This window comes from Chryseobacterium sp. CBSDS_008, from assembly GCF_049959325.1.
In the GTDB taxonomy this organism is placed as follows: Bacteria; Bacteroidota; Bacteroidia; order Flavobacteriales; family Weeksellaceae; genus Chryseobacterium.
Genome location: NZ_CP188202.1, coordinates 2,917,453 through 2,942,675, shown reverse-complemented (window position 1 = coordinate 2,942,675; position 25,223 = coordinate 2,917,453). Strand labels below are relative to the sequence as shown.

Below are 25,223 nucleotides of genomic sequence, written 5' to 3'. Positions count from 1 at the left end.
TTGTCTAAACATTTTCATGAAAAGGTTTCTTTTATTATTCGTTATCTGTTTTCTTGTACATTCATGTGCAAGGGTAGGATCTCCTGTAGGAGGGCCTAAAGATACTCTGGCACCAAAGTTTTTAAGCTCAAATATTGATACCACAAGGATTAATGTCAAAAGAGATATTCGCGAACTCCGTCTGGATTTTGATGAATATGTGACATTGAAGGATATTAATAAAAACCTGATTATTTCGCCTCCTATCAAAGGGATAACAAGGATTCTTCCTTCGAATATCGCCAACAAATTTGTGCTGATTCAGTGGACGGATACGCTTCAGGCCAATACCACTTATAATTTCAATTTCGGGAACTCAATTGTAGACAATAACGAATCGAATATATTGAGGTATTTTAACTTTGCCTTTTCTACAGGAGACAAGCTGGATGATCTTTATATCAGTGGTGTAGTACAGGATGCGCTGGATACCAAAAAGAAAGCCGCAACAACAACTGAAAATAAACTGGTGGTTGGATTGTATCAGGTGAAAGATACGATGGATTATAAGAAAAAACCTTACTATATTACCAAGGTAGATGAAGATGGATATTACGAATTAAACTATCTGACTCCCGGAAAATATAAAATTATAGCTTTTGAAGACGAGAACGGGAATTCTATGTATGATCCCGGTAAAGAAAAAGTAGGATTCCAGAAAGATCCTGTCAATGTTGAGAAATCTGTTTCAGGATTGAATTTAAAAGTATATCCTTCCAAAAAGCCTGTGAAGTATGCAGAAATGAAAGAGATCGCAGGAGGAATTTTAATGACGTTCGAAGGGAATCCTGATGAAGTGAAGGTTCAGTCAATGAACGAGAAATTAAAGGATGTAAAAATAACACACAATCCGAAATCTGACTCTGTGAGAATCTGGTTTGATGCAGTAAAGGATAATGTAGGTCAGGAAGCGAATGAAAAACTTATTTTCACCCATAATAAAGGCCCGAAAAAAGATAGTGCCTACAGTGTTTCTTTATTTTACAGATATAATAAAAAGAATGCGATGGATGTCTTCAGTGATAATGACGGGACTTCAATCGCTCCAAAGGCAGATCTAAAAATTGCTTCAAACTATATTATTGATAAAATTGAACCTTCAAAATGGACTTTGAGAGCTAAAGGAGACAGTTTAACCACTATACCATTTACTGCTAAAATTTCAGAAACAAATCCTTACCAGATCCTGGTTCAATCGGATTTTGTAATGGGAAAAAGCTATGAGCTTACTGTTCCTAAAGAAACCGTATCTTCATTCTTTGCAAAAAATACCCAGTCTAAGCGTTTCGACTTTGATGTTGCTAAAGTTGACCAGTTTGGAAGCGTTGAGTTCTCTATTTCCAATGCTCCTGCAGCAAATTATTGGATTCAGCTGGTAGATTCTTCAGACAAGATAGCCTATCAGAAATACACAAAAGGAGATAACGTAAAGTTTGATATACTCAGACCTGGTGAATATATCGTAAGAATTCTGGTAGATAATAACGGTAATAAATATTGGGATGAGGCTGATTTTGCCAATGATATCTTTGCCGAAGATGCCTATATTTTCTATAAAAAAGTTATTGTAAGAGGTTTGTGGGAAACAAGAGAAGATTGGGATCTAAAGGATACCAGAACACTTGATAGTCCGAAATCATCAACATCAACGTCTGCAACATCAACACCTGCTTCAACTTCAGCGCCTGCCTCCGCTTCTATACCAGAAACAACGGTTTCAGCTGAATCTACGACAACAAAGCCAGTGTTGAAAAAAGAATTTAAATCCGGTAATGCCGTTTTAACTCCCGCAAAATAAGCAGATGAAAACAGCTAAGAAAATACTATTCTGGACACTGGTGGCATTTGCACTCATTCAGTTTTTCCCTGTTGACAGGACCAATAAGCCTGTGGATGCTGCTGTCAACTTTGTTGAGACAAGGAAATCACCGGAAAAGATCAGAACCCTGCTTAAAAACGCCTGTTATGACTGTCACTCTAACGAAACAGTTTATCCGAAATATGCTTTTATTGCTCCCGTCTCGTGGTCTGTAAAAAGCCATGTGAATGAAGGCCGGGAACATCTTAATTTTTCTGCCTGGGGAACATATAATAAGGAATTGAAGGAGAATATGCTTACTCAATCCATTCAGACGATCCAGAACAGAACAATGCCAATGCCCGGCTATATGGTCTATCATAAAGTAGCGAATCTTTCAGAAGCAGAAAGAGCATTGCTGATTCAGTATTTTCAAGAGATGCTGAAGACTAAATCTTATTAATTTCTACCATAAAAAACTCCCGTAGATTTTACAAACTAAGCAGATTGTTTTATAACAATTATCTGTCTGATCTGTAAAATCTACGGGAGAATATTTACAAAAATTATTTCTTTAAATAGCGCTCAAAAAACCGTTTCTGGGAATCAAAAGCAATATCTTCAGGATCCAGATCCTGTAAAGGAATCCAGACTGCTTCTGAGATCTCAGAAAGTTCAAGATGTACCTCAAATTTTTCCGAAACATTGTATTCATAAAACAGATCGATTGTATTGTAATCAATTTCCTTGTATTGATAAATGTTAGGAAGGCTCGTAAGGTATTTCAGGTTAGAAATATCAATGTCAAGCTGAAGTTCTTCAAAAAGCTCTCTTTTACAGGTTTCTTCTGCACTTTCTTTAGGGTCGACAAATCCTCCCGCAAGATCGAGTTTTCCTTTTTTAGGATCCCTGTTTCTTCTGGTAAGATAAATTTCATCACCACATCTGATGACAACAGCTACAGCGCCTGCCACATTATTATACAGGGTAAAACCACATTCCGGGCAGCTCCATTTCTTTTCGCCGTCCCAATGTAAAGACTCTTTGCCACAGCTTGGACAATATTTCAATATTTTCATTGAGCAATATTAATATTTCTCGGGTGATAACTCAAAATAACATCCCTTAATTCTTCAGTTTTCAGGTGCGTATAAACCTCTGTGGTGGTAATACTGGAATGTCCCAGCATTTCCTGGATATAACGCAAATCTGCCCCATTCTGTAATAAATGAGTCGCAAATGAATGCCTGAATGTGTGTGGAGATATTTTTTTGTTAACCCCTGCTTTATCTGTAAGTTCTTTGATAATAAGAAATACAATTACTCTGGACATCGATGTTCCACGGCTGTTCAAAAACAGAGTATCTTCATATTTCTTATTGATCTTGCCTTTAGAGCGTACCTCTTTGATATAACTTTCAAGCATATCTGCAGTAAAGTCGGCCAAAGGAACAAAACGGGTTTTGTTTCCTTTTCCGTTTACCTTGATGTATTGCTCTTTAAAGTTGATATTGGAGATCTTCAGATCAATCAGTTCAGAAACGCGAAGTCCGCAGCCATAGAGTACCTCTATGATGCAGTGGTTTCTTTTTCCGAGATCTGTATTGACCTCAATGGCAGCAATAATTTTGTTGATATCAGAAAGGCTTAAGGTATCAGGTAAGTATAATCCCAGTTTAGGGCCTTCAAGTAATGCTGCAGGATTGTCTTCACGATATTCATCTTCAAGCAGAAATTTAAAGAAAGCTTTGATGGAGGATATCCATCTTGCCTGTGATCTCTCACTGAATTTCTGTTTGGAAAGATTGAAAATGTATTCCTGCAGGTTTTCGTAACCTATAGAGTCTGGACCGACGTTTTCCAGATCTTCTTCTGCATAATCTTTTAATTTCTTAATGTCCCGAACATAGGCGTCGAGTGTGTTTTCTGAAAAATTTCTTTCAAAACGAAGAAATATTTCAAAATCTTTGATCTTTTCATCCCAAGTCATTTGTGCTTATTTTTTTAGTTCACAGTCCGATATTTGTTCTATTTCAATGTTATGGTTTCTGAGGAACGATATTCCATCGTCGTCCGAATACTCATTAATGTACACCAGTCTTGTAATTCCTGCCTGCAAAATCAGCTTACTGCATTCTTTACAGGGAGACAGCGTCAGATATAACGTTGCCCCTTTTGCAGATTGGGTAGAAGCAGCCAGCTTTAATATAGCGTTGGCTTCAGCATGCAATACGTACCAGTGTGTTTTCCCTTCTCCATCTTCACAGCAGTTTTCAAATCCCGAAGGAGTTCCGTTGTAACCATCTGAAATAATCATCCTATCTTTTACGATAAGAGCTCCCACCTGTTTTCTCTTACAGTAGGAGAGTTTTGCCCATTCCTGAGCCATTTTTAGATAAGCCTTATCAAACTTATTCATACCACAGCATTGTTTTTTTTCGAAATAATTTGGATTAAAGTCTTTAGAAAGATTAGAAGTTCGGCTTTCTCTTCTCTAGAAACGCAGTAACTCCTTCTTTCTTATCTTCCATTTCAAAAAGTTCTCCGAAATATTTAATTTCAGCTTCAAAACCTTTCTCCGTATCAGATAAATTCACGGCATTTATTGCCTTTGATATTGCCATTGGTGAATTGTAGGCAATAGTGTTTGCTAATTCTTTTGTTTTGGTTAATAATTCTTCGATAGGATATACTTCATTTACCAGCCCGATCTCTTTTGCTTTTTGAGCAGGGATCATTTTGGCTGAGAAGATCATTTCATTGGCAATACCTTTTCCCACTAGCTTTGGAAGCCTTTGGGTTCCTCCGTATCCTGGGATTAATCCAAGAGTTACTTCAGGAAGTCCCAATCTGGCGTTTTCCGATGCATATCTGATGTGGCATGCCATGGCCAGCTCCAAACCTCCTCCTAATGCAAAACCGTTTACGGCTGCAATGACAGGTTTAGACATATTTTCAATTTTGTTGAACAATGTATTTTGTCCGTTTCTTGCAAGTTCTTCCGCTCTTTCCTGTCCGAATTCGCTGAATTCCTTGATATCAGCTCCTGCTACAAAAGATTTCTCTCCACTTCCGGTAAGGATGATTACTCTGCAGGAAGTGTCGGCATTAAGCTCATCCAGCGCAGTACTGATTTCCTGAATTGTTTTTGCATTTAAAGCATTTAAACTTTCAGGTCTGTTTATAGTAATGATAGATAATTTATCTTCTTTTTTTAATAATATGTTCTCGTAACTCATTTTTCCACTTTAAAATACTATCTTTTGCAAATTATGAATTTTTTACAAAAAAAAGGAAAAAATATTATTTTTTTTTCCTTTTTTTTAATTTATCATTCAATATGATTATTTGGAATGATTCATCATATTTGCATCAATATTGACATTTAGCTGAGAAGCCACTTTCATGCCAAGCTCAATGTTGGCACGGAAAAAATGACATAACTGCCGGTTGATAATCTCGTCTTTTTTGGGGCCGGTGATACCATTCATACTGCCTACAATATTTTTGATCAGATGATCCCTGTCATCTGCATTCATTGCTTTTGAATACAGCAGTCCGGGTTGGGTATAATGATCACTGTCATTGTCATTTCTGTTATAGCTGGCAACATGAGCGCTGTCCAGCTCATATTCATAGCTTTTATAAGATGGATCCGGCATAATATCATCGAAGCTGTTCGGATGATAATTCGGTTTATCCTGATATTGGCTTGAGTCTGCCATATAGCCATCTCTTTGGTAATTGTTGACGGCAAAAGGGCATCTGTTCACTTCCAGCTGATGGGCATTTACTCCCACTCTGTAACGGTGTGCGTCAGGATAGGAAAATAGTCTTCCCTGAAGCATTTTATCCGGTGAAAAGCTGATTCCGTTGATCAGGCTGCTTGGTGAAAAAGCTGACTGCTCAACGTGGGCGAAATAATTGACAGGAACTTCATTAAGCTCCATTTCTCCTACTTCGATCAAAGGAAAATCATCATGGAACCATACTTTTGTTACGTCAAATGGATTCCATCTGAAATCTTTTGCCTGTTCCTCAGTCATTACCTGAATATACATTGTCCATTTCGGGAAATCTCCGTTTTCGATAGCGTTGCAAAGATCCTCCTGTGCAAAATCAGGGTTTTCTCCGGCCATTTTTACCGCTTCTTCATCAGTGAAATTTTTGACGCCCTGCTTGGTTTTGAAGTGGAATTTCACCCAGACTCTTTCATTTTTATCATTGATCATAGAGAAAGTGTGAGATCCGAAACCATGCATATGTCTGTAACCATACGGTGTTCCCCTGTCTGACATTAATATGAGTACCTGATGAAGCGATTCCGGATTTAAGCTCCAGAAATCCCACATCATTGTGGCACTTTTTAAATTGGTTTTCGGCACTCTTTTCTGAGTATGGATAAAATCCGGAAATTTTTTAGCATCCTTAATAAAGAATACCGGAGTATTATTTCCTACAAGATCCCAGTTTCCGTCTTCAGTATAAAATTTTAAGGCAAAGCCTCTTGGATCTCTGGCGGTATCTGCACTCCCTTTTTCTCCTCCTACAGTGGAAAATCTGGCAAACATTCTGCATGAATTTCCTACTTTTGAAAACAATTTTGCTTTCGTATACTGGCTGATGTCATGTGTTACAGTAAAAGTTCCGTAAGCTCCGCTTCCTTTGGCATGCACGATTCTTTCAGGAATTCTTTCTCTAACGAAATGTGCAAGATTTTCCTGAAGAATAAAGTCCTGCAGCAATACCGGGCCTCTTGGTCCTACCGTCTGTGAATCCTGATGCTCATAATAAGGTGCGCCGTTACTTAACGTTAATTTTTTAGAATCCATATCATTAATGATTTGTATAAAATGTTTTTCTTTTTCTAAATCCAAGTGTAAAGGTAGTGAATATCAAATTTACTTGAATTTTTAATTGGTAATAGCAAAAACGTTATATCTTTGTAATAGATAATATTAATCAAATGAACATTCAGCAACTGGAATATCTTATCGCTGTTGATAAGTATAAGCATTTTGGTAAAGCAGCTCAGGCGTGTTTTATTACCCAACCTACGTTAAGTGCCATGATACAGAAATTTGAGGATGAACTGGATGTAAAGGTGTTCGACAGGACTACCCATCCGATTCGTACCACGGATGTAGGTCTTCAGATTATTGATCAGGCGAAGGTAATTATAGAGTCTGTGAATGAGCTGAAAAATAAAGCTAATCTTTTGAATAATATTTTAGGAGGAACCATTAATCTGGGAATCATTCCTACAGTTTCTTCTTTCATTCTGCCAACGGAAATTTTCAAATTCCTGGAGGATAATCCAAAGATCCAGATGAATGTAAAAGAAATGACCACTGATAATATTATCAAGGCTTTAAAAGCAGGAGAACTGGATGCGGGAATTATCTCTACTCCTTATGATACTGCTGACGAGTTTTATCAGGATTTCTTATTTAATGAAGAGCTGATGATTTACAGTTCCAATACAGAAGCCAATAAAAAGAACTCTTACATCATTCCTGAAGATCTGAATGTAGAAAAGGTTTGGCTGCTTGAAGAAGGAAACTGTCTGAGAAATCAGTTTGAAAATATCTGCCACCTGAAAGAAAACACCTTAAAGCCTAAAAATTTAGACTTCCTGGCCTCCAATATTCAGACTTTGGTACACATGGTAGATAAAGTAGGAGGAATCAGTATTCTGCCGGAGCTTGCCCTGAGCCAGCTTTCAGAAGAGCAGAAAAAAAATGTGTTCCGGTTCAAAAAGCCTTTCCCTTATAGAGAAATCAGTATTATTTATTATAAGCCCACCTTTAAGCAAAAGATCATTGATGAATTGTCACATTCTATCAAAACTTCTTTAGAACTTAAGCTGAATTATCACGAAAGTCCCAAAGAATTTGTAAGCATTAAGCCTCAGTAACGGAAATGTCTTAAAGTGATAGAAATCATCAATTTAAATAAATTTATAATTAATAAACAAAATTTTTGAGTATTACGAAAATAGTACTTAAATTTGCTGACGTTTATTACGAGGAAAAATTTGACCTGATTGCAACCTCTATAAAAAAATGCTAAAACAGTATTCTTTTTTCGGGCAATTTCATTCATATTTTTCGCAAACATTATTTTTTAAATCTTTAAAAACAAAAGAATTATATGTCTTATTTATTTACATCTGAATCAGTTTCAGAAGGACATCCGGATAAAATTGCCGACCAAATTTCCGATGCATTAATCGACCATTTCTTAGCATATGATAAAGATTCAAAAGTAGCATGTGAAACTCTTGTGACAACCGGACAGGTGGTATTGGCAGGAGAAGTAAAATCAGATGCTTACCTTGATGTGCAGACGATTGCAAGAGAAGTAATCAACGGGATCGGATATACCAAAGGAGAATATATGTTCAATGGAGATTCTTGTGGCGTGATCTCTGCAATCCATGAGCAGTCACCTGATATCAACCAGGGAGTTGACAGAGCTGTAAATGATGGATCTTTCGAAGCCAAAGCAAACGCACAGGGAGCAGGAGACCAAGGAATGATGTTCGGGTATGCTACTAATGAAACGGCTAATTATATGCCGCTTGCATTGGATCTTGCTCACACCATTCTGAAGGAGCTTTCTGCAATCAGAAGAGAAAATAAAGAGATCACTTACCTTCGTCCGGATGCAAAAAGCCAGGTAACGATTGAGTATTCTGATGATCATAAGCCAATCAGAATTGATTCTATCGTTGTTTCTACCCAGCATGATGACTTTGGAACAGAAGAGGAAATGCTGAACAAGATCCGTGAGGATATTAAAAATATTCTGGTTCCCAGAGTTGTTGCACAGCAAACAGAGGAAATCAAAGCTTTATTTAACGATCAGATCAAATATCACATCAATCCTACCGGAAAATTTGTAATCGGAGGTCCTCATGGAGATACGGGGCTTACAGGTAGAAAAATCATCGTAGATACTTACGGTGGTAAAGGAGCCCACGGTGGTGGTGCTTTCTCTGGAAAAGACCCTTCTAAAGTAGACAGGAGTGCTGCGTATGCAACAAGACATATTGCTAAAAACTTAGTAGCGGCAGGAGTAGCTGATGAAGTTCTGGTACAGGTTTCTTATGCCATTGGTGTAGCTGAGCCCTGCGGTTTATATATCAATACTTACGGAACGGCAAAAGTAGATCTTCATGACGGGGAGATTGCGAAAAAGGTTTCTGCGATTTTTGATTTAAGACCTTATGCTATTGAGCAGAACTTGAAATTAAGAAATCCTATTTATCAGGAAACAGCTTCTTACGGACATATGGGTAAAGAGCACTACATTGCTGATAAAACATTCAATAAGGGACAGAAAAACGAGATTACATTAAAGGATCTTGAGTTCTTTACCTGGGAAAAGCTTGACAAAGTAGAAGAAATTAAAACCGCTTTTGGAATTTAATTTTTGCTTTAAAGAATAATAAATGAGCTGCTTTATCTCTGGATAAGGCAGTTTTTTTTAATTTTACACCTAATAATATAGAAAGATGATGAATTTTCGAACTGTAGTTGCTGTCCTGGCCCTGTTTTTACTCAGTACAATGGTAAAAGCTCAATATACGATGCACAAAATGATCAGTGTGGGATATACCTACCAGAATCAGAGTTTTGGCGAAGTAGGCGGTAAATTGCTTTTTCTTAAAAATGATGATGTAATTTACAGACTGGGAGGATCTGCAATGATGGGGTCGATGGGTTCCAAATTCGCTATTATGCCGAAACTGCAGGCAGATGTACTCCTTAATTTTGAAAAAAATGTAGATTTCTACCATTCTTTTTACTTTTTAGCCGGAGTTGAAGGAACGAATAAATACGTTGCCCCTAAGATAGGAGTCACCTTATTTGGAATGCTGGATCTTACAGGAGGCTATGCTTTTCCTGTTGGAGATACCCGATTGAACGGGAAAGAGATGAAAGGTATTAATGTTAATTTTACATTAAATATCCCTACAGTCTTCATTCATGACATGTTTAAATGACTTTTTTTAGATTTTTCTCTATAAAATTTAATAATAGGTTAACAGTTATTAAAAAATTATTATATTTACATCATAATAATTTGTACCGCCTATAGATTAGACTCTACTCTAGAACTGTTTTGTTAATACAGCAAAGGCCAGAAGAAATATCTGGAGGAATGCCTGTCTGCAAATATTTATATTGAGAAGAGTTATGAAATCAAAATCGGATAGTTTACTAATTTCCCTTTATCAGAAAGGAGACGAGGCTGCATTGTCAACCCTTATTCACCGACATCAGAGAGAACTGTTTACATTCATTTTTTACAAAATTAATGATGAAGACTTAGCTAACGATATCTTTCAGGATACATTCATGAAGATTATCGTAATGCTGAAGGAAGGACGTTATAATGAAGAAGGTAAATTTATTCTTTGGGCGAAAAGAATTTCTCACAATTTAATCATCGATCATTTCAGGGCAAAGGCCAAGAATATCAAAGTTTCAGAAACTACTTTTGAAACCGATGAATATTCTATTTTTGATTTGCTCAGAGAGCCCTCAGAAAATATTGAAGATCAGCTTGTGACGAATCAGATTCAGGAAGACCTTCTGAGAATGCTGCAGTTTTTACCACAAAACCAACAGGAAGTTATCAAACTGAGGTTTTTTGATGGTTTAAGTTTCAAAGAAATTGCAGATCATACAGAAATGAGCATTAATACAACCTTAGGCAGAGTACGGTATGCGCTGATAAACCTGAGAAAAATCATGGATGAAAATAATATAATATTAACAAGATAGATAATATTTCGAAAAATTTCACGTTTTAAAGAAAACATACTTCGCCTATGAAAAAAAATGATTCTTTAAAAGTGAAAACTTTGAAACCTAAGAAACAAACCATCGATTTTCTGCTCAATTTTTCTAAAAATCTTGAAATTGTGAAAAGCAAGAGCAAACATTATCCTATCTCGAAAAATTAAAATTATTAACTTTGTGCTGTATGAAAATGCAGCACATTTTTTTTGACCTGGATAATACACTCTGGGATCACCGCAGAAATGCCTATCTTACCATCAAAGACCTTTTTGAAAAACAGGAAATTACTTCGAAGTATCATATTGACTTTGAGGAATTTCATTCTGTTTACCATGATATTAACGAAGAGTTATGGGAAAAGATAAGAGACGGGATTATTGGCAAAGAGTACTTGAGAGAACACCGTTTTTATGATTCATTTAAATATTTTGGAATAGAAAATAAAGAGCTGGCTCTTTATTTTGAAGAAAATTTCCTGGATCATATTGTGAGCCATAATGAACTGGTGGAAGGAGCAGAAGATGTTTTAGAATATCTGAAAGCTAAGAATTATACATTACACATTATTTCCAACGGATTTCAGGAAGTGACCGAAAGAAAATGCACCCTGTCCGGGATTGCACCTTATTTTAAGACGATTACCAGTGCAGATGCCGTAGGAGTCCGAAAACCTAATCCGAGGATTTTTGAATATTCTTTAAGCCTTTCTGAAGCCAGCAAAGAGGAAAGTATCCTGATCGGAGACGACTGGATTGCAGATGCTATGGGAGCAACGGATTTCGGAATGGATGCAATCTTCTTCAATGTTTATAAAGAAGATAAGCAGAAGGAAGGTTTAAAAGCCATTACCCATCTTCAGCAGATTAAAGAATATTTATAAAATATTAGATCATAAGGCCTGATAAAGAGCCGCTAAGTTCAACTTAGCGGCTTTTATATTTTCAGGAATAATTATGTATTTTGAAAATCGGCACAAACATCTGTGTCAATCTGTGGTTAAATTAAATTCCTTCCTGCTTATTTTCCAACAAAATCATTTTTCCCAATTCTTTCCCAAATTGATTGGCAACTTTGCTTCATCATAATAACAGAAAAATGTAATAGTATGAAAAATGTAAAGAAAATCACCGGAGTATTGATGATCATGTTCTTATTGATGGGAGGGTTTATTTCCGCACAGGACAGAGCAATCAGTGCCAATCAGTTGCCCAAAACAGCCAAAAACTTTCTTGCCGGCCATTTTAAAGGAATACCGGTAAGTTCAGCAATTGAAGACCGAGAAATTTATGGAGTAGATGAATATAAAGTATATCTCACTAACGGGATGAAAATGGAGTTCGACAGCAATGGAAACTGGAAAGAAGTAGATGGTAAGCATCAGAAAATCCCCTATGGCTTCATCCCCGTATCGATCAGAAATTACAGCACCAAAAATTTCCCCAATACTTATATCGTCAAGATCGAAAAGAAAAGATGGTCTTACAAAGCAGAACTTTCCAACGGATTAGAACTTGAATTCGACAGAAACGGAAATTTTAAAAAAATTGATGATTAGCACTTCACTGAATATAAACACTAAATAGTAATAATATGGTTAACTGGAATTTAATAAACAGCAGCGGAAGAAAGATTTCTTCTGCTCAGATTAGAAAAAATATAGTTTCATTTATGACAAGGAACCATCCTTGCAGCGTAATTCAGTCTATTGAAAGGAAATATAATGCTTATAAAATTCTATTGATGAGCGGTTTATGTCTTGTTTTTGATGCAGACGGCCGGTTCGTCAAATTAAATTGATTTTAAAGCTGGAGAGTGGAAGAGGGAAGTAATAAAAGCTTCATAGATTGATGGGGTATAAATAACTTCCAGCTTCTCTCTTCAATTCTTCCCGCTTATAATTCATATATTTGATATAAGTTAATTGTGCAGCAGAGCATAGAGATCCAGGATATGAAGATTTTAATAGTAGAAGATGAACCCGAACTGAAAAATACCGTGCAGAAGTTTCTGGAGGCAGAGCATTTTATTGTAGAATATGCGGAGAATTACAGTGGAGGGCTGGAGAAAATTATTTCCTACGAATACGACTGTATTTTACTGGATATTATGCTGCCTGACGGAAACGGAATAGATCTTCTGAAGGAGATCAAAAAAATGCACAAGAAAGATCCGGTAATTATCCTTTCTGCCAAAGATTCTGTGGATGATAAGGTGACCGGGCTGGAAATAGGAGCAGATGATTATCTGGCGAAACCTTTTCACCTTGCAGAACTGATGGCAAGAATCAAATCTGTGATCAGAAGAAAGAACCAGGATGGCGAAAATATTATCCGATATAAAAATATAAGCATCGATCCGGAGAGCAGGGCTGTGAAAGTGGGAAATGAGGAGCTTATCCTTAACCGCAAAGAATATGATCTTTTGTATTATTTTGTGATCCATCCGGAAAAAACTTTACAGAAAACAACACTGGCTGAAGCCATTTGGGGTGATTATATCGATCAGGCTGACAGCCTGGATTTTATTTATTCCCAGATTAAAAACCTTCGTAAAAAACTGAAAACCCTGAACGCAGAAGCTGATTTCCAGGCTGTATACGGAATAGGATACAAATTCATCTGATGAAAGTCTCTTTAAAATATTATACCATAAAATACCTGATCACGGTTCTGTTGCTGATTATAGCAGTATGGGCGGGTCTTTTTTATGCCTATATTCTGGATGAAGTGCATGATAATGTGGATGATGGTTTAAGGGACAGAAAAATACAGATTATTAAAGCGGTCTATCTTAATCCCCAGCTTTTAAAGAATAATGAATTTGGATTCAATGAATTTAAAATCAATCCGATTAAAGCTGAAGAATATCAAAATAAAAGCAGGCTTTACAACAAGATGTATTATATGGAATATGATGATAAAGACCAGCCTTACCGGGTTCTGGAGGCAGATTTTATCGATCAGTTTAAAAATCAGCAGAGGCTTGTTATAAGAACTTCTACCGTTGAAGAGGACGAATTGATCTACGATCTTACGACCGCTTTGATTGTGCTTTATATCCTTTTGGTGATAAGTATCGTAGCTGTTAACGGATATCTTCTTAATAAGGCGATGCGGCCGTTCTATCTGATTTTGGATAAACTTAAAAAATACCAGTTCGGAATTCCTTTTTCCCAGGAAAAACAGAACTATAAGATCTCCGAGTTTGAAGAATTAAATGTGGAGATCAATGAAATGATTGAACGTAATGAACTTGTTTTCTACCAGCAGAAGCAATTCATTGAAAACGCATCCCACGAGCTTCAGACTCCGCTTGCCATAGTTATTAATAAGATTGATCTTCTTATTCAGAATGATAACCTCGATAAAAAGAGCCTTACTTTTCTTACGGAAGTTAAGAATGATCTGAGAAGAATGGTCGGCTTAAACAAATCCTTACTGATGCTTTCCAAAATTGAAAACAGCCAGTTTAATAAAACTTCAGATGTTGACTTTAATGGAATGATTGCTCAGTTAGTTCAGAATTATGAAGATTTCATTACATTTAAAAAAGTAGAGGTCAATGTCATTGAAAAGGGGAAATTTATTGCAGATTTTAATCAGGATCTTGCAGATATTCTGCTGTCCAATCTTCTTAAAAATGCTGTTAAGTACAACAATGAAGAAGGAACGTTAAATATTATTGTTGAAAATAACCGGATAGCATTCCAAAACAGCGGAACATCTGTACCTTTGGATAAATCAAGAATTTTTAACCGTTTCTATAAACAGGGATCAGATCATACATCCACCGGACTGGGATTGTCTATCATTAAGACCATTATCAAACAATATCCGGGCTGGGATATTAATTATGAATTTGGAGATCAGATGCATTACTTTATCCTTACGAAGAATAATGCTCTTTAAATGCTTTACATCAATAGAAAAAGAGGCTGCCTCAATGTGTCATTCTGAACAAAATGAAATGTAGTGAAGAATCTTAGATTCTTCCTTCGTCAGAATGATAAAGCCAAATTATTTAACTTTTGAGACAGCCTCTTTCTTATGTTTACAACTCAGAATTAAAATCCTAAGCTAGTTCTTACTCTTTTCAGCGTTTCCTGTGCAATAGGTCTTGTTTTCTCAGCACCTTGCTGAAGTTTTGCTTCAAGCTCATCAAGATTGTTCATATAGTAATTGAAAGTCTCTCTTTCCTTTTCAAAACGTACCAGAATAAGATCCAGCAATTCTTTTTTAGCATGTCCGTAACCGAAATTTCCGGCAAGATATTTTGCTCTTAATTCTTCAGTCTGTTCAGGCGTAGCAACAAGTTGATAAATCTGGAATGTTTTATCCGTTTCAGGATCCTTAGGTTCTTCCAAAGATTTCGAATCCGATTCAATACTCATTACCTGCTTTTTAAGTTCCTTTTCAGGCAGGAAAATATTGATGATATTTCCTCTTGATTTAGACATTTTCTGCCCGTCTGTTCCGGGAACATACTTGGTATCTTCCTGAAGCTCAGATTGTGGAAGAACAAGAATTTCACCCATCTGGTTGTTGAATCTTGAGGCTACATCTCTGGCAAATTCCAGGTGCTGAAGCTGATCTTTGCCTACAGGAACAATTTCAGCATCATACAGTAAAATATCTGCAGCCATCAGAATAGGATAGGTAAAGAGACCTGCATTTACATCCTGAAGCCTGTCAGCTTTATCCTTGAATGAATGGGCCAATGTTAATCGTTGATAAGGAAAAAAACATGATAAATGCCAAGAAAGTTCACAGGTTTCAGCGATATCACTTTGTCTGTAGAAATATGTTTTTTCAGTATCTAATCCACAAGCAAGCCAAGCCGCAGCAATCTCGTAGGTATTTTGTCTTAATGTCTGCGCATCTTTAATCTGTGTAAGGGTGTGAAGATTCGCAATAAATAAAAATGATTCATTTCCTTCCTGCCTGGATAGTTCGATAGCAGGAATAATGGCCCCTAATAAATTTCCAAGATGGGGTGTTCCGGTGGCTTGAATGCCGGTAAGAATTCTTGACATTTGTTTAAAATTTATATTTAAAAATTAATGAATAGCAAATTTACGAGGTTTGACGGGAATAATAAAAGATAAAAGATAAAAGATGTTGACCTTTAAAATTCAACAGAGGTGGACAGCCCAGCTGCTTTAAATTGAGAACTGATCTATTGCTTTAGCCAAAGCCTATCAATCTAGAATAATCAATCTATCATTCACAATCATCCTGTGACAATCTGCGCAAACCGTGGTTAAAAAACTAAGGAATCACAATTTTCTTTCCTCCAAATTTCGGTTCCACTCCAAAAAGAAGATCCCAGTATGCTTTGGCTTTAGCGAAATACTCTCTCATATTGGTTTTTAAACCTGCGTATTTGTTCACATCAGCAGCATTATACCCAAAGGCTTCTATTCCAGTTTTCCTGGCCAGGAAAACTGCTCTTTCGTTATGAAACCTCTGAGAAATAATGATCAGCCTGGTCTGGCCGAAAATATCCTTTGCTCTTACCACAGAATCCAGCGTCCTGAAACCGGCATGATCCAAAATGATTTTATCGTGCGCAATTCCCTGCTGCATCAATGCCAGCTGCATATCTACAGGTTCATTATAATCTTTGGTGCTGTTATCACCACTGACAATAACGTATTGTATTTTTCCGCTTTTTAATAAATCTGCCGCGGCTTGAATTCTGTTATAGAAATACGCATTCGGGGTTCCGTTGCTCAGCAGTTTTCCGGTGCCCAGTAACAGGCCTGTTTTGGCTTCCGGTACATCAGCAATATTATAGAAAACAAAAGGTTCACTATTCTTTTTGATGCTGTAATTTGCCCATGCCATAAAAATAATTCCTGCAACGAGAAGAAGCAGGAAAATTTTAAGAATATTTTTGATTATTTTCTTCATCCGAAATATATCATTTAAAACTCAAGTCCGTTCGGAAAAGCTTTTTTTCTGAATATCAATAAAAATGCTGCTCCTACCGTAATCGCAGAGTCGGCAACATTGAAAATATATTTGAAGAATTCAAGATGTTTTCCTCCTATTAAAGGCCAGCTTTCAGGAACATGCCAGTCTACCAGTGGGAAGTGTAGCATATCTACCACACATCCTTTCATAAATGTAGAATATCCTTGCCCGAAAGGAGCAAACTTGGAAATCCCTCCATAGCCTATCCATCGGTCTATACTTGGATCGTATACCGTTCCGCTGTCGAAGATCATTCCATAGAACATACCGTCAATAAGGTTTCCGATAGCTCCTGCAAAGATGACAGCCATTGGAATCAAGAGATAGTTGGAAGCTCCTTCTTTCAGCCATTTCTTAAACATATACACCATTCCTCCGATCAGGAAGATTCTTAAAATAACCAGAAAATACTTTCCGATAATTCCCCCGAAATGAAAACCGTAGGCCATTCCCGGATTTTCCACAAAAGTCAGTTTAAAACCTGGTAATACCGTTACACTATCGTCCAGATTGAAATGGGTTTTGATATAAATTTTTGAAGCCTGGTCAATTAACAACACTAAAAATGTTATTGCTAAGATCTTTTTCATTACTGTTCTTTAGGTTTTGAAGGCTTTGATGCCGGCTTTACATTTTTATTGTCGCTTGCTTTCTTGACCACTTTCTGTCCATTGAACGAGCTCTTAACATGAGCTTTTTCAAATTTAATATTCATTTCCTTCAGAACGCTTTTCAGTGCACTCAGCTCCATAGAATTTTTAGGATGTACTATGATAGATTCCATTTCTTATATTTAATTTTTACATTTTAGACAATTCATTAAGTCTTTTTCTGTCTTTCTCAGACAGATCATTGACTCCGTTTTTGCCCATCTTACTCAACAGTCTGTCGATTTCTTTCTCCCGTTCGCGTTTATCAGAATTGAATTGATCATCAATAGTATAGTTTTTCTGTGGATCAGGAAAAAATCTGTTTTTGATCCATGCCCTGTGGAAAAACAACAATACTGCTGCGATGATAATGCCCAAAATTAATAATTCGCTCATGGGTATACATTAAAAATTAGGTTTATAAAGTATCCATGAATACAATATAAACCCAAAATTATTTTCAAACCTTACGGTTATTTTTGCATGTTTTTCGCTTCGATGCTCAGCGTAGCGTGAGGAACGGCTAAAAGTCTTTCCTTAGGAATCAGTTTTCCTGTTACTCTGCAAACACCATACGTTTTATTTTCGATTCTGATCAAAGCATTTTTAAGGTCGCGCACGAATTTTTCCTGTCTTCCTGCCAAAATAGAATTCTGCTCCTTGCTCAGCGTTTCTGCTCCTTCTTCAAAAGCCTTAAAAGTAGGAGATGTATCATCAGTTCCGTTATTCTGGTCATTGATGAAACTCTCTCTGATAAGCTGAAGATCCTTTTCTGCTTTTTCTATTTTTTCTTTAATAATTGCCTTAAATTCCTGTAAATCAGCATCGCTGTATCTAACTCTTTCGTCTGACATATTCGTTCTCTTTTTTAATAAAATTATGAAATGGAATTTGAAATATAATAACTACATGTTAATTTTTTTCAACATTTATCTTAAAATTAACCTCATCTATTTCGATTTCGTTAAAATTTGAAAGTGAAGATACAATTTCTATTTTATTTGACAAGACTTCAGAAGAAATATATTCCTCATTTTTCTTAATATCAGCAAGGAAAGGTGAGTTTTCTTCAATGGAGATATTAATTTTATCTGTCAATTCAAAGTCTTTATCTTTTCGCAGGTTCTGAATTCTGTTAATAAATTCTCTTGCGATCCCTTCAGATTTTAATTCATCGGTTAACGTCAAATCTAATGCCACAGTTGTTTTACCGTCTGAAGTAACAGTCCATCCCGGGATATCTTTGGTAGAGATTTCCACATCATCAGGAGTGATCTCATATCCCTGAACATCTATTTTTCCTTCTTTTTCAAGAGCAGAAATCTGTTCTGTGGTAAGATTGGCAATTTCGGCACCTACCATCTTCATGTCTTTTCCTAATTTAGGACCCAGCGCTTTGAAGTTGGGTTTTATCTGTTTTACAATTAAATGGGATGCTTCTTCAGCATTGATTAACTGTAATTCTTTCACATTGACTTCCTGTTTGATCAGATCAGCTACAGCAAGAATCTGCTCTTCTGTTTTAGCATCCAGTACAGGAACCAATACTTTTTGTAACGGTTGGCGGACTTTTACATTTTCTTTCTTTCTCAAAGAGAAGACCATACTGGTAATATTCTGAGCCAAATGCGTCTTTTCAACCAGATCCTGATCAATTAAGCTTTCATCAGCTACCGGGAAGTCTGTAAGGTGTACAGATTCACAGTTTTCTTTACCTGTTACTTTATTTAAATCCTGATACAATTGATCCATAAAGAACGGAGCAATTGGAGCGGAAAGCTTAGCTACTGTTTCAAGACAAGTGTATAAAGTCTGGTAAGCAGAGATTTTATCATCAGAATAATCTCCTTTCCAGAAACGTCTTCTGCATAACCTTACGTACCAGTTGCTCAGATTATCATTCACAAAAGTGCTTATTGCTCTGGCTACTCTTGTCGGCTCATAGTCTTCATAGAAAGCTTTCACTTCCTTGATCAGAAGATTAAGCTCAGAAAGGATCCATCTGTCGATTTCCGGACGGTTTTCCACTTCTTTTTCCGAATAATTGAATCCGTCTACATTCGCATACAAAGCAAAGAATGAATAGGTATTGTAAAGCGTTCCGAAGAACTTTCTTCTTACTTCGTCGATTCCTTCAATGTCAAACTTCAGGTTTTCCCACGGGTTGGCATTGGAAATCATGTACCAACGGGTAGCATCCGGTCCGTACACAGCAAGTGTTTCAAACGGATCTACTGCATTTCCTAAACGTTTTGACATCTTTTGTCCGTTCTTATCCAGAACAAGACCATTACTCATTACGTTTTTATAAGCAACAGAATCAAACACAGCCGTTCCTATTGCATGAAGCGTATAGAACCATCCGCGGGTCTGGTCAACACCTTCTGCGATAAAATCAGCAGGGAATGCTTTATGATTGTCTATTAATTCTTTATTTTCAAAAGGATAATGCAACTGTGCATAAGGCATAGAACCTGAATCGAACCAAACGTCGATCAGGTCGCTTTCACGCTTCATTGCTTTTCCTGAATCAGAAACCAATACCACTTTATCTACTACGTTTTTGTGAAGATCCACAAGCTCATAGTTAGACTCAGCCATATTTCCGATGATGAAACCTTTGAACGGGTTTTCAGTCATCAATCCTGCTGCAATTGATTTTTCGATTTCGTTGTATAATTCTTCTACAGAACCGATGATCTTTTCTTCTTTCAAATCATCTGTTCTCCAGATCGGCAACGGAATACCCCAATATCTTGAACGGGAAAGATTCCAGTCATTTACATTTTCCAACCAGTTGGCAAAACGTCCTTCTCCGGTAGCTTTTGGCTTCCAGTTGATTTCTTTGTTTAAATTAACCAGCCTGTCTTTTACAGCCGTCATTTTCACAAACCATGAATCCAGCGGATAGTACAATACCGGCTTATCTGTTCTCCAGCAGTGTGGATAAGAGTGGACATATTTTTCTACTTTGAAGGCCTTGTTTTCTGTTTTCAACAGGATGGCAAGTTCTACATCCCATGACTTCTCAGGAGCTGTTCCTTCATCGTAATATTCGTTTTTGATATAAGTTCCGGAGAATACCGCAGGAACATTTTCTCCTTTGATGAATTTCCCCTGTAAATCTACCAATGGTACAAGATTATCATTTTCATCTTTTACCAACATTGGCGGAATTTCAGGCTGAGCCATTTTAGCCACTCTCGCATCATCAGCACCAAAAGTAGGTGCCGTGTGAACGATACCTGTACCGTCTTCAGTCGTTACAAAATCCCCTAAGATTACTCTGAACGCATTCTCAGGATTATCATTTGGCGTAAACCAGGGAACTAATTGCTCATATCTTGTATCAACAAGTTTTTCCCCTGTGAATTCTTTTACTATTCTGAAAGGAATTACTTTCGTTTCCGGAGTATAGTTGGCAAAATCCTCATCTGTACCTTCTGTATATTTTTTACCGAAAACTTTAGGTAGAAGAACTCTTGATAAAACAACTGTTACGGGTTCAAATGTATATTGATTGAAAGTTTTAACTACAACATATTCAATATCTCTACCAACAGTAAGAGCCGTATTGGATGGAAGCGTCCATGGAGTCGTCGTCCATGCAAGGATATGAACATCTCCGTCAACATCATTGAACAATGCTGAAGAGTCTTTTTTTACTTTAAACTGAGCTACAACCGTTGTGTCTGAAACATCACGATAGGTTCCGGGCTGATTCAGCTCGTGAGAAGAAAGTCCTGTTCCTGCTTTCGGTGAGTAAGGCTGGATAGTATACCCTTTGTACAACAAGTCTTTGCTGTACAACTGCTTCAATAACCACCAAACGGTTTCCATATATTTTGACTTGTACGTGATGTACGGATCATCAAGGTCTACCCAATATCCGATTTTCTCTGTGAGGTTATTCCAAACATCGGTATAACGCATTACTGCTTCACGGCAAGCTTTGTTGTAGTCTTCAATAGAGATTTTTTTGCCAATATCTTCTTTCGTAATTCCTAATTCTTTTTCTACACCCAGTTCCACAGGAAGACCATGCGTATCCCAGCCCGCTTTACGGAAAACCTGCTTTCCGTTTTGAGTCTGGTAACGGCAGAAAATATCTTTCAATGCTCTTGCCATTACGTGGTGAATTCCAGGCATACCGTTTGCTGAAGGCGGACCTTCATAAAAAACAAACTCAGGATTTCCCTGACGAATCTCAACACTCTTATTGAAAGTTTTATTTTGTTTCCAAAATTCCGCTACATTCTCTGCTACGTCAATAAGGTTGAGGTTTTTGTATTCTTTAAATTGGCTCATTGTAAATATCTCAATATCGTTGATTAATTAAGTTTGCAAATTTACTAAAATTTGTCGGTTTATAATATATGTTTTATTTAGGTAATTTCTATTAAAAAGTTCAATTTCAGAAATATAAATGAAGAAAGTGAGAAAAAGTGAATATTGAATAGTCAAAAAGTGAATTTTTGCTGACAACTTTATGTGAAAAATCAACACGATTATTCAATAGGAGTGGGCTTTAGCCCACTTAAATAATAAAAATATATCCAATGGCTTTAGCCAAAACCTAATGATTACGCAAAGTTCACAAAGATCTTATGAATGGGTTAAAATTGTTCGCAAGGGCGTTTCACTCAGCAAAGGAAATAAAATAAAGGTGATTCTAAAAATGAATATCCCAACAACAGCTTATTGGCCTAAAATTCGTACATTTAAATAGACCTAAACCAAATGCTGTATGAAAATATTTCCCAAGCTGATATTTATTATTTGTTTAATCAATAGTATCATTACACAGGCTCAGACCTATCCACAGAATTATTTCAGGAATCCACTCAATATTCCCATGCAGCTGGCGGCTAATTTTGGAGCTGTCCGGACGAATCACTTTCATATGGGGCTGGATCTGAGAACTAACAGCCAGGAAAATTTGCCGGTTCTTGCCGCTGCAGAAGGCTATGTAAGCAGAATAAAAGTGGAGCGGTACGGATTTGGAAATGCACTATACATCACTCATCCCAACGGTTATACCACAGTATATGCCCACTTGAACAAATACTTCAGTAAACTGGATGAATATGTAAAAGAAAGACAATATCAAGACGAAAAATGGGAACAGGACATTACTTTTCAACCCGGGCAGTTTCCGGTGGAGAAAGGACAGCAAATTGCATTGAGCGGAAATACCGGGGGATCTGCAGGCCCACATTTACATTTTGAAATAAGAAATACCAAAACAGAAGAATGTCTTAATCCGTTACTTTTTGGTTTTGCTATTCCTGATAATATAGCGCCGATTATCAGTGGACTGTATTGGTATGACAGACGTTTTAGCACCTATGAACCCGGTGCGAATGGAATTGCAGTAAAAAAAGCGGGAAATGCTTATACTGCTAACCTTGTTCAGGTCAATTCTCCGGAAATAAGTTTTGCCATTAAAGCAGTGGATAAGGCTAATCAAGGATTTAATCTGGGAATTTATGATGCAGAACTATTGATGGACGGTAAGCTGATGTACAGTTTTAAAATTGATAAAATACACTACGACGAAACCCGTTATATCAACGGCTGTATCGATTATACCAAATTCATCAGGGATAAAACAGCAATCCAACACCTTTCGGCTTTACCGGGAATGAAACTGCAGAATTACAGTCTTTCAAATTTAACAGGGATTATCAGCCTTCAGGATGAAAATGTTCACAATATTGAAATTATTCTGAAAGATGTCAAAGGCAATACAAGCCGTTTAACAACAAAAGTTCAGTTCAATAAAACTTCAGACAAAATATCTTCTACAGGAAAAACTGTAATGCCTAACGAAGGGAAAACTATTTCTACCGAAAATGCAGAAATTAACTTCAGCAAACATGCGGCTTATGATGCTGTAAACTTTAACGCCTATGAAAAGCCGGATGCTGATCCGGGTACTGTTTCAAACAGCATTATTTTACATAGCCCTTACATTCCGGTTCAGGACGGATATACGTTGAAAATAAAACCCAATAGAAAATTAACCAATGCAGAAAAAGACAAAGCGGTTATTCTTTTTGATTATGGCAGTGACAAGGATGTTGTCAAGGTAAAATGGAATGGTGACTGGGCAGAAGGACTGTTCAATAGATTAGGTACCGCAAAATTATTGATTGACAAAAATCTGCCGTCTGTTTCGGCAGGCTGGACGGAAGGAACCCTGGTTAATAACAGCTCTTTACTCTTAAAAGGAACCACGAAAGTAGGAGATATTGTTTCATTTCGGGCGGAACTGGATGGAAAATGGCTTCGCTTTGCCAGGGTAAAAGATAATTTTGTTTATACTTTTGATGAAAAATGCCCGAAAGGAAGCGGCTCCCATACACTAAAAGTAACCACAGTCAATACAGCCGGAAACACCAATACACAAACTTTTACGTTTCAAAGATAAATCTGTAGCCGATCATGAATACATTTTACATGAATACCTTCTACAATCTTGTAATTTTAAATAAATTTGCCTTTTAAAAATTAAAATCATTGGAATTTTATCCGTCAATCGAGAAAGCAGATGCTCAGGAAATCAAACTATTTCAGGAAGAAAAACTTCGTGAGCTTTTGAGTTACCTTGAAAATCATTCACCTTTTTACCAGAAGCTGTTCAAAGAAAACAATATCCGTATTGCTGACATTCGTACGTTGGAAGATCTTCAAAAGATCCCTACCACCACAAAGAATGATCTCCAGCAGTATAATCATGACTTTTTCTGCATAACACCGGATAAAATTGTGGATTACAGTACCACTTCCGGAACATTGGGAGATCCGGTTACATTTGGCTTGTCCGATGGTGATCTTGAGAGGCTGGCTTACAATGAAGCGATATCTTTCGCCTGTGCCGGGATTCAGAAAGGAGATGTTGTTCAGATGATTACCACCATAGACAAAAGGTTTATGGCTGGGCTTGCTTATTTTCTGGGCTTAAGAAAAATGGGAGCGAGTGTAGTGAGAATGGGACCTGGAATTCCTGAATTGCAGTGGGATTCTATTTTCCGGTACCAACCGAAATACCTGATCACCGTGCCTTCTTTTCTGCTGAAAATGATTGATTATGCAGAGAAACACGGGTTGGATTATAAAAACTCAAGTGTTTACGGGGCTGTATGTATCGGGGAAAGTATTAAAAATCAGGATTTTACAGATAATATTCTTTCCCAGAAAATTAAGGAAAAATGGGATATAAGGCTCTTTTCAACCTATGCTTCTACCGAGATGAGTACTGCTTTTACAGAATGTGAATTCCAGATCGGAGGCCATCATCACCCGGAACTGATCATTACAGAAATTCTTGATGACAACGGAAACCCGGTAAAAGAAGGGGAAAATGGAGAGCTTACGATCACCACTTTAGGAGTAGAAGCCATTCCTTTGTTAAGATTTAAAACCGGAGATATTGTAAAAGCTCACTATGAGCCATGCCGGTGTGGAAGAAATACGATGAGGTTAGGTCCTGTAGTAGGAAGGAAGCAGCAGATGATCAAATACAAAGGGACAACACTGTATCCTCCTGCAATGAATGATATCCTGAATGATTTCAATTCTATTCTATGCTACCAGATCGTAATTCAGTCTAATGAAATAGGATTGGATGAAATTCTCATAAAGGTGAGTACAAAACAGGAACATGAAGCCTTCGTGAATGAAGTTCGGGATCACTTCCGCGCAAAATTAAGGGTAAGTCCTAAAATTGAAATCGTAGATTTTGATATTCTGTCCAAAACCGTTTTTAACCCAAACAGCAGAAAGCCGATTACGTTTATTGATTTGCGTTAATCAGTTTTCTCTAAATGAGATTTTTCTTTTGTTTTTACACTTATCTTAAGGTAAATTGTTGTTATTTTTCTTCACTACATAAATAAAATAGTATTTTTTTATAAAACGCTGATTATGTGTATTTTGTTTTGTA

Annotated in this window: 25 protein-coding genes; 13 read left to right on the top strand and 12 right to left on the bottom strand. The window is 36.9% G+C overall.

The window, feature by feature from the left end; all coding sequences use genetic code 11:
* Positions 1–16 precede the first annotated feature (16 nt).
* Together ACP3T3_RS13260 and ACP3T3_RS13255 are read left to right on the top strand one after the other, a co-directional pair.
* Complete coding sequence (locus ACP3T3_RS13260) at positions 17–1,837, top strand: Ig-like domain-containing protein (RefSeq protein WP_426476322.1); 1,821 nt, start codon at positions 17–19, stop codon at positions 1,835–1,837.
* A gap of 4 nt (positions 1,838–1,841) precedes the next feature.
* Positions 1,842–2,300, top strand: a complete 459-nt coding sequence (locus ACP3T3_RS13255) for a heme-binding domain-containing protein (RefSeq protein ID WP_426476321.1) — start codon at positions 1,842–1,844, stop codon at positions 2,298–2,300.
* A gap of 103 nt (positions 2,301–2,403) precedes the next feature.
* On the opposite strand, the gene ACP3T3_RS13250 is transcribed toward ACP3T3_RS13255, so the two are convergent.
* From ACP3T3_RS13250 to ACP3T3_RS13230, 5 genes are all read right to left on the bottom strand, one after another.
* Positions 2,404–2,916, bottom strand: coding sequence for an NUDIX hydrolase (locus ACP3T3_RS13250; protein WP_426476320.1), 513 nt, complete (start codon positions 2,914–2,916; stop codon positions 2,404–2,406).
* Positions 2,913–3,827 carry a site-specific tyrosine recombinase XerD gene (gene xerD, locus ACP3T3_RS13245; RefSeq protein WP_426476319.1) on the bottom strand — a complete coding sequence of 305 codons (915 nt, stop codon included), beginning with the start codon at positions 3,825–3,827 and terminating at the stop codon, positions 2,913–2,915. The genes ACP3T3_RS13250 and xerD overlap by 4 nt, the downstream gene beginning before the upstream one ends.
* Before the next feature lie 6 nt (positions 3,828–3,833).
* A complete protein-coding gene (locus tag ACP3T3_RS13240; protein WP_034692520.1) occupies positions 3,834–4,256 on the bottom strand; it encodes a deoxycytidylate deaminase in 423 nt (140 codons plus the stop codon).
* Positions 4,257–4,308: 52 nt separating this feature from the next.
* On the bottom strand, positions 4,309–5,076 hold the full coding sequence (locus tag ACP3T3_RS13235) for an enoyl-CoA hydratase/isomerase family protein (RefSeq protein ID WP_426476318.1): 768 nt from the start codon (positions 5,074–5,076) through the stop codon (positions 4,309–4,311).
* Between the two features lie 105 nt (positions 5,077–5,181).
* Entirely contained in the window at positions 5,182–6,669 is a 1,488-nt protein-coding gene (locus tag ACP3T3_RS13230; RefSeq protein WP_426476317.1) for a catalase, read from the bottom strand.
* 134 nt (positions 6,670–6,803) lie between these two features.
* Here ACP3T3_RS13230 and ACP3T3_RS13225 point away from each other — a divergent pair, with 134 nt between their 5' ends.
* From ACP3T3_RS13225 to ACP3T3_RS13185, 9 genes are all read left to right on the top strand, one after another.
* Complete coding sequence (locus ACP3T3_RS13225; RefSeq protein ID WP_047428937.1) at positions 6,804–7,754, top strand: LysR substrate-binding domain-containing protein; 951 nt, start codon at positions 6,804–6,806, stop codon at positions 7,752–7,754.
* 236 nt (positions 7,755–7,990) lie between these two features.
* The gene (gene metK / locus ACP3T3_RS13220; RefSeq protein ID WP_426476316.1) at positions 7,991–9,271 is read left to right on the top strand and encodes a methionine adenosyltransferase; all 1,281 of its coding nucleotides are present in this window, start codon (positions 7,991–7,993) and stop codon (positions 9,269–9,271) included.
* Between the two features lie 85 nt (positions 9,272–9,356).
* The gene (locus ACP3T3_RS13215) at positions 9,357–9,848 is read left to right on the top strand and encodes a hypothetical protein (RefSeq protein ID WP_426476315.1); all 492 of its coding nucleotides are present in this window, start codon (positions 9,357–9,359) and stop codon (positions 9,846–9,848) included.
* Positions 9,849–10,041: 193 nt separating this feature from the next.
* Entirely contained in the window at positions 10,042–10,632 is a 591-nt protein-coding gene (locus ACP3T3_RS13210; RefSeq protein ID WP_426476314.1) for an RNA polymerase sigma factor, read from the top strand.
* A 202-nt stretch (positions 10,633–10,834) separates the two neighbouring features.
* On the top strand, positions 10,835–11,530 hold the full coding sequence (locus tag ACP3T3_RS13205) for a YjjG family noncanonical pyrimidine nucleotidase (protein ID WP_426476313.1): 696 nt from the start codon (positions 10,835–10,837) through the stop codon (positions 11,528–11,530).
* Positions 11,531–11,755: 225 nt separating this feature from the next.
* Positions 11,756–12,205 (top strand): PepSY-like domain-containing protein, encoded by a 450-nt coding sequence (locus tag ACP3T3_RS13200; protein WP_426476312.1) that lies wholly within the window; start codon positions 11,756–11,758, stop codon positions 12,203–12,205.
* A gap of 35 nt (positions 12,206–12,240) precedes the next feature.
* Positions 12,241–12,447, top strand: a complete 207-nt coding sequence (locus ACP3T3_RS13195; RefSeq protein WP_426476311.1) for a PepSY-like domain-containing protein — start codon at positions 12,241–12,243, stop codon at positions 12,445–12,447.
* A 153-nt stretch (positions 12,448–12,600) separates the two neighbouring features.
* Complete coding sequence (locus tag ACP3T3_RS13190) at positions 12,601–13,272, top strand: response regulator transcription factor (RefSeq protein WP_426476310.1); 672 nt, start codon at positions 12,601–12,603, stop codon at positions 13,270–13,272.
* Positions 13,272–14,558 (top strand): sensor histidine kinase, encoded by a 1,287-nt coding sequence (locus ACP3T3_RS13185; protein WP_426476309.1) that lies wholly within the window; start codon positions 13,272–13,274, stop codon positions 14,556–14,558. Before ACP3T3_RS13190 ends, ACP3T3_RS13185 begins: the two co-directional genes overlap by 1 nt.
* Before the next feature lie 155 nt (positions 14,559–14,713).
* Here the strand turns inward: ACP3T3_RS13185 and trpS are convergent, their stop codons facing one another.
* The 7 genes from trpS to ileS all read right to left on the bottom strand — a co-directional run bounded on the left by trpS (position 14,714) and on the right by ileS (position 21,583).
* The gene (gene trpS, locus ACP3T3_RS13180; RefSeq protein ID WP_426476308.1) at positions 14,714–15,682 is read right to left on the bottom strand and encodes a tryptophan--tRNA ligase; all 969 of its coding nucleotides are present in this window, start codon (positions 15,680–15,682) and stop codon (positions 14,714–14,716) included.
* A gap of 235 nt (positions 15,683–15,917) precedes the next feature.
* Positions 15,918–16,562 carry a SanA/YdcF family protein gene (locus ACP3T3_RS13175; RefSeq protein WP_426476307.1) on the bottom strand — a complete coding sequence of 215 codons (645 nt, stop codon included), beginning with the start codon at positions 16,560–16,562 and terminating at the stop codon, positions 15,918–15,920.
* Between the two features lie 14 nt (positions 16,563–16,576).
* Positions 16,577–17,215 carry a lipoprotein signal peptidase gene (locus ACP3T3_RS13170; RefSeq protein ID WP_426476306.1) on the bottom strand — a complete coding sequence of 213 codons (639 nt, stop codon included), beginning with the start codon at positions 17,213–17,215 and terminating at the stop codon, positions 16,577–16,579.
* Entirely contained in the window at positions 17,215–17,409 is a 195-nt protein-coding gene (locus tag ACP3T3_RS13165; protein WP_426476305.1) for a DUF2683 family protein, read from the bottom strand. Before ACP3T3_RS13165 ends, ACP3T3_RS13170 begins: the two co-directional genes overlap by 1 nt.
* Positions 17,410–17,425: 16 nt before the next feature.
* Positions 17,426–17,671 carry a DUF6576 domain-containing protein gene (locus ACP3T3_RS13160; protein WP_426476304.1) on the bottom strand — a complete coding sequence of 82 codons (246 nt, stop codon included), beginning with the start codon at positions 17,669–17,671 and terminating at the stop codon, positions 17,426–17,428.
* 77 nt (positions 17,672–17,748) lie between these two features.
* A complete protein-coding gene (locus ACP3T3_RS13155; RefSeq protein WP_002983772.1) occupies positions 17,749–18,129 on the bottom strand; it encodes a TraR/DksA family transcriptional regulator in 381 nt (126 codons plus the stop codon).
* 58 nt (positions 18,130–18,187) lie between these two features.
* A complete protein-coding gene (gene ileS / locus ACP3T3_RS13150; protein WP_426476303.1) occupies positions 18,188–21,583 on the bottom strand; it encodes an isoleucine--tRNA ligase in 3,396 nt (1,131 codons plus the stop codon).
* Positions 21,584–22,022: 439 nt separating this feature from the next.
* Here ileS and ACP3T3_RS13145 point away from each other — a divergent pair, with 439 nt between their 5' ends.
* Positions 22,023–23,708, top strand: a complete 1,686-nt coding sequence (locus ACP3T3_RS13145) for a M23 family metallopeptidase (protein WP_426476302.1) — start codon at positions 22,023–22,025, stop codon at positions 23,706–23,708.
* 89 nt (positions 23,709–23,797) lie between these two features.
* Positions 23,798–25,090: a phenylacetate--CoA ligase family protein gene (locus ACP3T3_RS13140; RefSeq protein WP_426476301.1), complete on the top strand. Its 1,293-nt coding sequence runs from the start codon at positions 23,798–23,800 to the stop codon at positions 25,088–25,090.
* Positions 25,091–25,223: the final 133 nt, after the last annotated feature.

Excerpts from the sequence above, each read along its gene's own strand:
- ACP3T3_RS13260 (WP_426476322.1), top strand. The coding sequence starts at position 17 with ATGAAAAGGTTTCTTTTATTATTCGTTATCTGTTTTCTTGTACATTCA.
- ACP3T3_RS13255 (WP_426476321.1), top strand. The coding sequence starts at position 1,842 with ATGAAAACAGCTAAGAAAATACTATTCTGGACACTGGTGGCATTTGCA.
- ACP3T3_RS13250 (WP_426476320.1), bottom strand. The coding sequence starts at position 2,916 with ATGAAAATATTGAAATATTGTCCAAGCTGTGGCAAAGAGTCTTTACAT.
- xerD (WP_426476319.1), bottom strand. The coding sequence starts at position 3,827 with ATGACTTGGGATGAAAAGATCAAAGATTTTGAAATATTTCTTCGTTTT.
- ACP3T3_RS13240 (WP_034692520.1), bottom strand. The coding sequence starts at position 4,256 with ATGAATAAGTTTGATAAGGCTTATCTAAAAATGGCTCAGGAATGGGCA.
- ACP3T3_RS13235 (WP_426476318.1), bottom strand. The coding sequence starts at position 5,076 with ATGAGTTACGAGAACATATTATTAAAAAAAGAAGATAAATTATCTATC.
- ACP3T3_RS13230 (WP_426476317.1), bottom strand. The coding sequence starts at position 6,669 with ATGGATTCTAAAAAATTAACGTTAAGTAACGGCGCACCTTATTATGAG.
- ACP3T3_RS13225 (WP_047428937.1), top strand. The coding sequence starts at position 6,804 with ATGAACATTCAGCAACTGGAATATCTTATCGCTGTTGATAAGTATAAG.
- metK (WP_426476316.1), top strand. The coding sequence starts at position 7,991 with ATGTCTTATTTATTTACATCTGAATCAGTTTCAGAAGGACATCCGGAT.
- ACP3T3_RS13215 (WP_426476315.1), top strand. The coding sequence starts at position 9,357 with ATGATGAATTTTCGAACTGTAGTTGCTGTCCTGGCCCTGTTTTTACTC.
- ACP3T3_RS13210 (WP_426476314.1), top strand. The coding sequence starts at position 10,042 with ATGAAATCAAAATCGGATAGTTTACTAATTTCCCTTTATCAGAAAGGA.
- ACP3T3_RS13205 (WP_426476313.1), top strand. The coding sequence starts at position 10,835 with ATGAAAATGCAGCACATTTTTTTTGACCTGGATAATACACTCTGGGAT.
- ACP3T3_RS13200 (WP_426476312.1), top strand. The coding sequence starts at position 11,756 with ATGAAAAATGTAAAGAAAATCACCGGAGTATTGATGATCATGTTCTTA.
- ACP3T3_RS13195 (WP_426476311.1), top strand. The coding sequence starts at position 12,241 with ATGGTTAACTGGAATTTAATAAACAGCAGCGGAAGAAAGATTTCTTCT.
- ACP3T3_RS13190 (WP_426476310.1), top strand. The coding sequence starts at position 12,601 with ATGAAGATTTTAATAGTAGAAGATGAACCCGAACTGAAAAATACCGTG.
- ACP3T3_RS13185 (WP_426476309.1), top strand. The coding sequence starts at position 13,272 with ATGAAAGTCTCTTTAAAATATTATACCATAAAATACCTGATCACGGTT.
- trpS (WP_426476308.1), bottom strand. The coding sequence starts at position 15,682 with ATGTCAAGAATTCTTACCGGCATTCAAGCCACCGGAACACCCCATCTT.
- ACP3T3_RS13175 (WP_426476307.1), bottom strand. The coding sequence starts at position 16,562 with ATGAAGAAAATAATCAAAAATATTCTTAAAATTTTCCTGCTTCTTCTC.
- ACP3T3_RS13170 (WP_426476306.1), bottom strand. The coding sequence starts at position 17,215 with ATGAAAAAGATCTTAGCAATAACATTTTTAGTGTTGTTAATTGACCAG.
- ACP3T3_RS13165 (WP_426476305.1), bottom strand. The coding sequence starts at position 17,409 with ATGGAATCTATCATAGTACATCCTAAAAATTCTATGGAGCTGAGTGCA.
- ACP3T3_RS13160 (WP_426476304.1), bottom strand. The coding sequence starts at position 17,671 with ATGAGCGAATTATTAATTTTGGGCATTATCATCGCAGCAGTATTGTTG.
- ACP3T3_RS13155 (WP_002983772.1), bottom strand. The coding sequence starts at position 18,129 with ATGTCAGACGAAAGAGTTAGATACAGCGATGCTGATTTACAGGAATTT.
- ileS (WP_426476303.1), bottom strand. The coding sequence starts at position 21,583 with ATGAGCCAATTTAAAGAATACAAAAACCTCAACCTTATTGACGTAGCA.
- ACP3T3_RS13145 (WP_426476302.1), top strand. The coding sequence starts at position 22,023 with ATGAAAATATTTCCCAAGCTGATATTTATTATTTGTTTAATCAATAGT.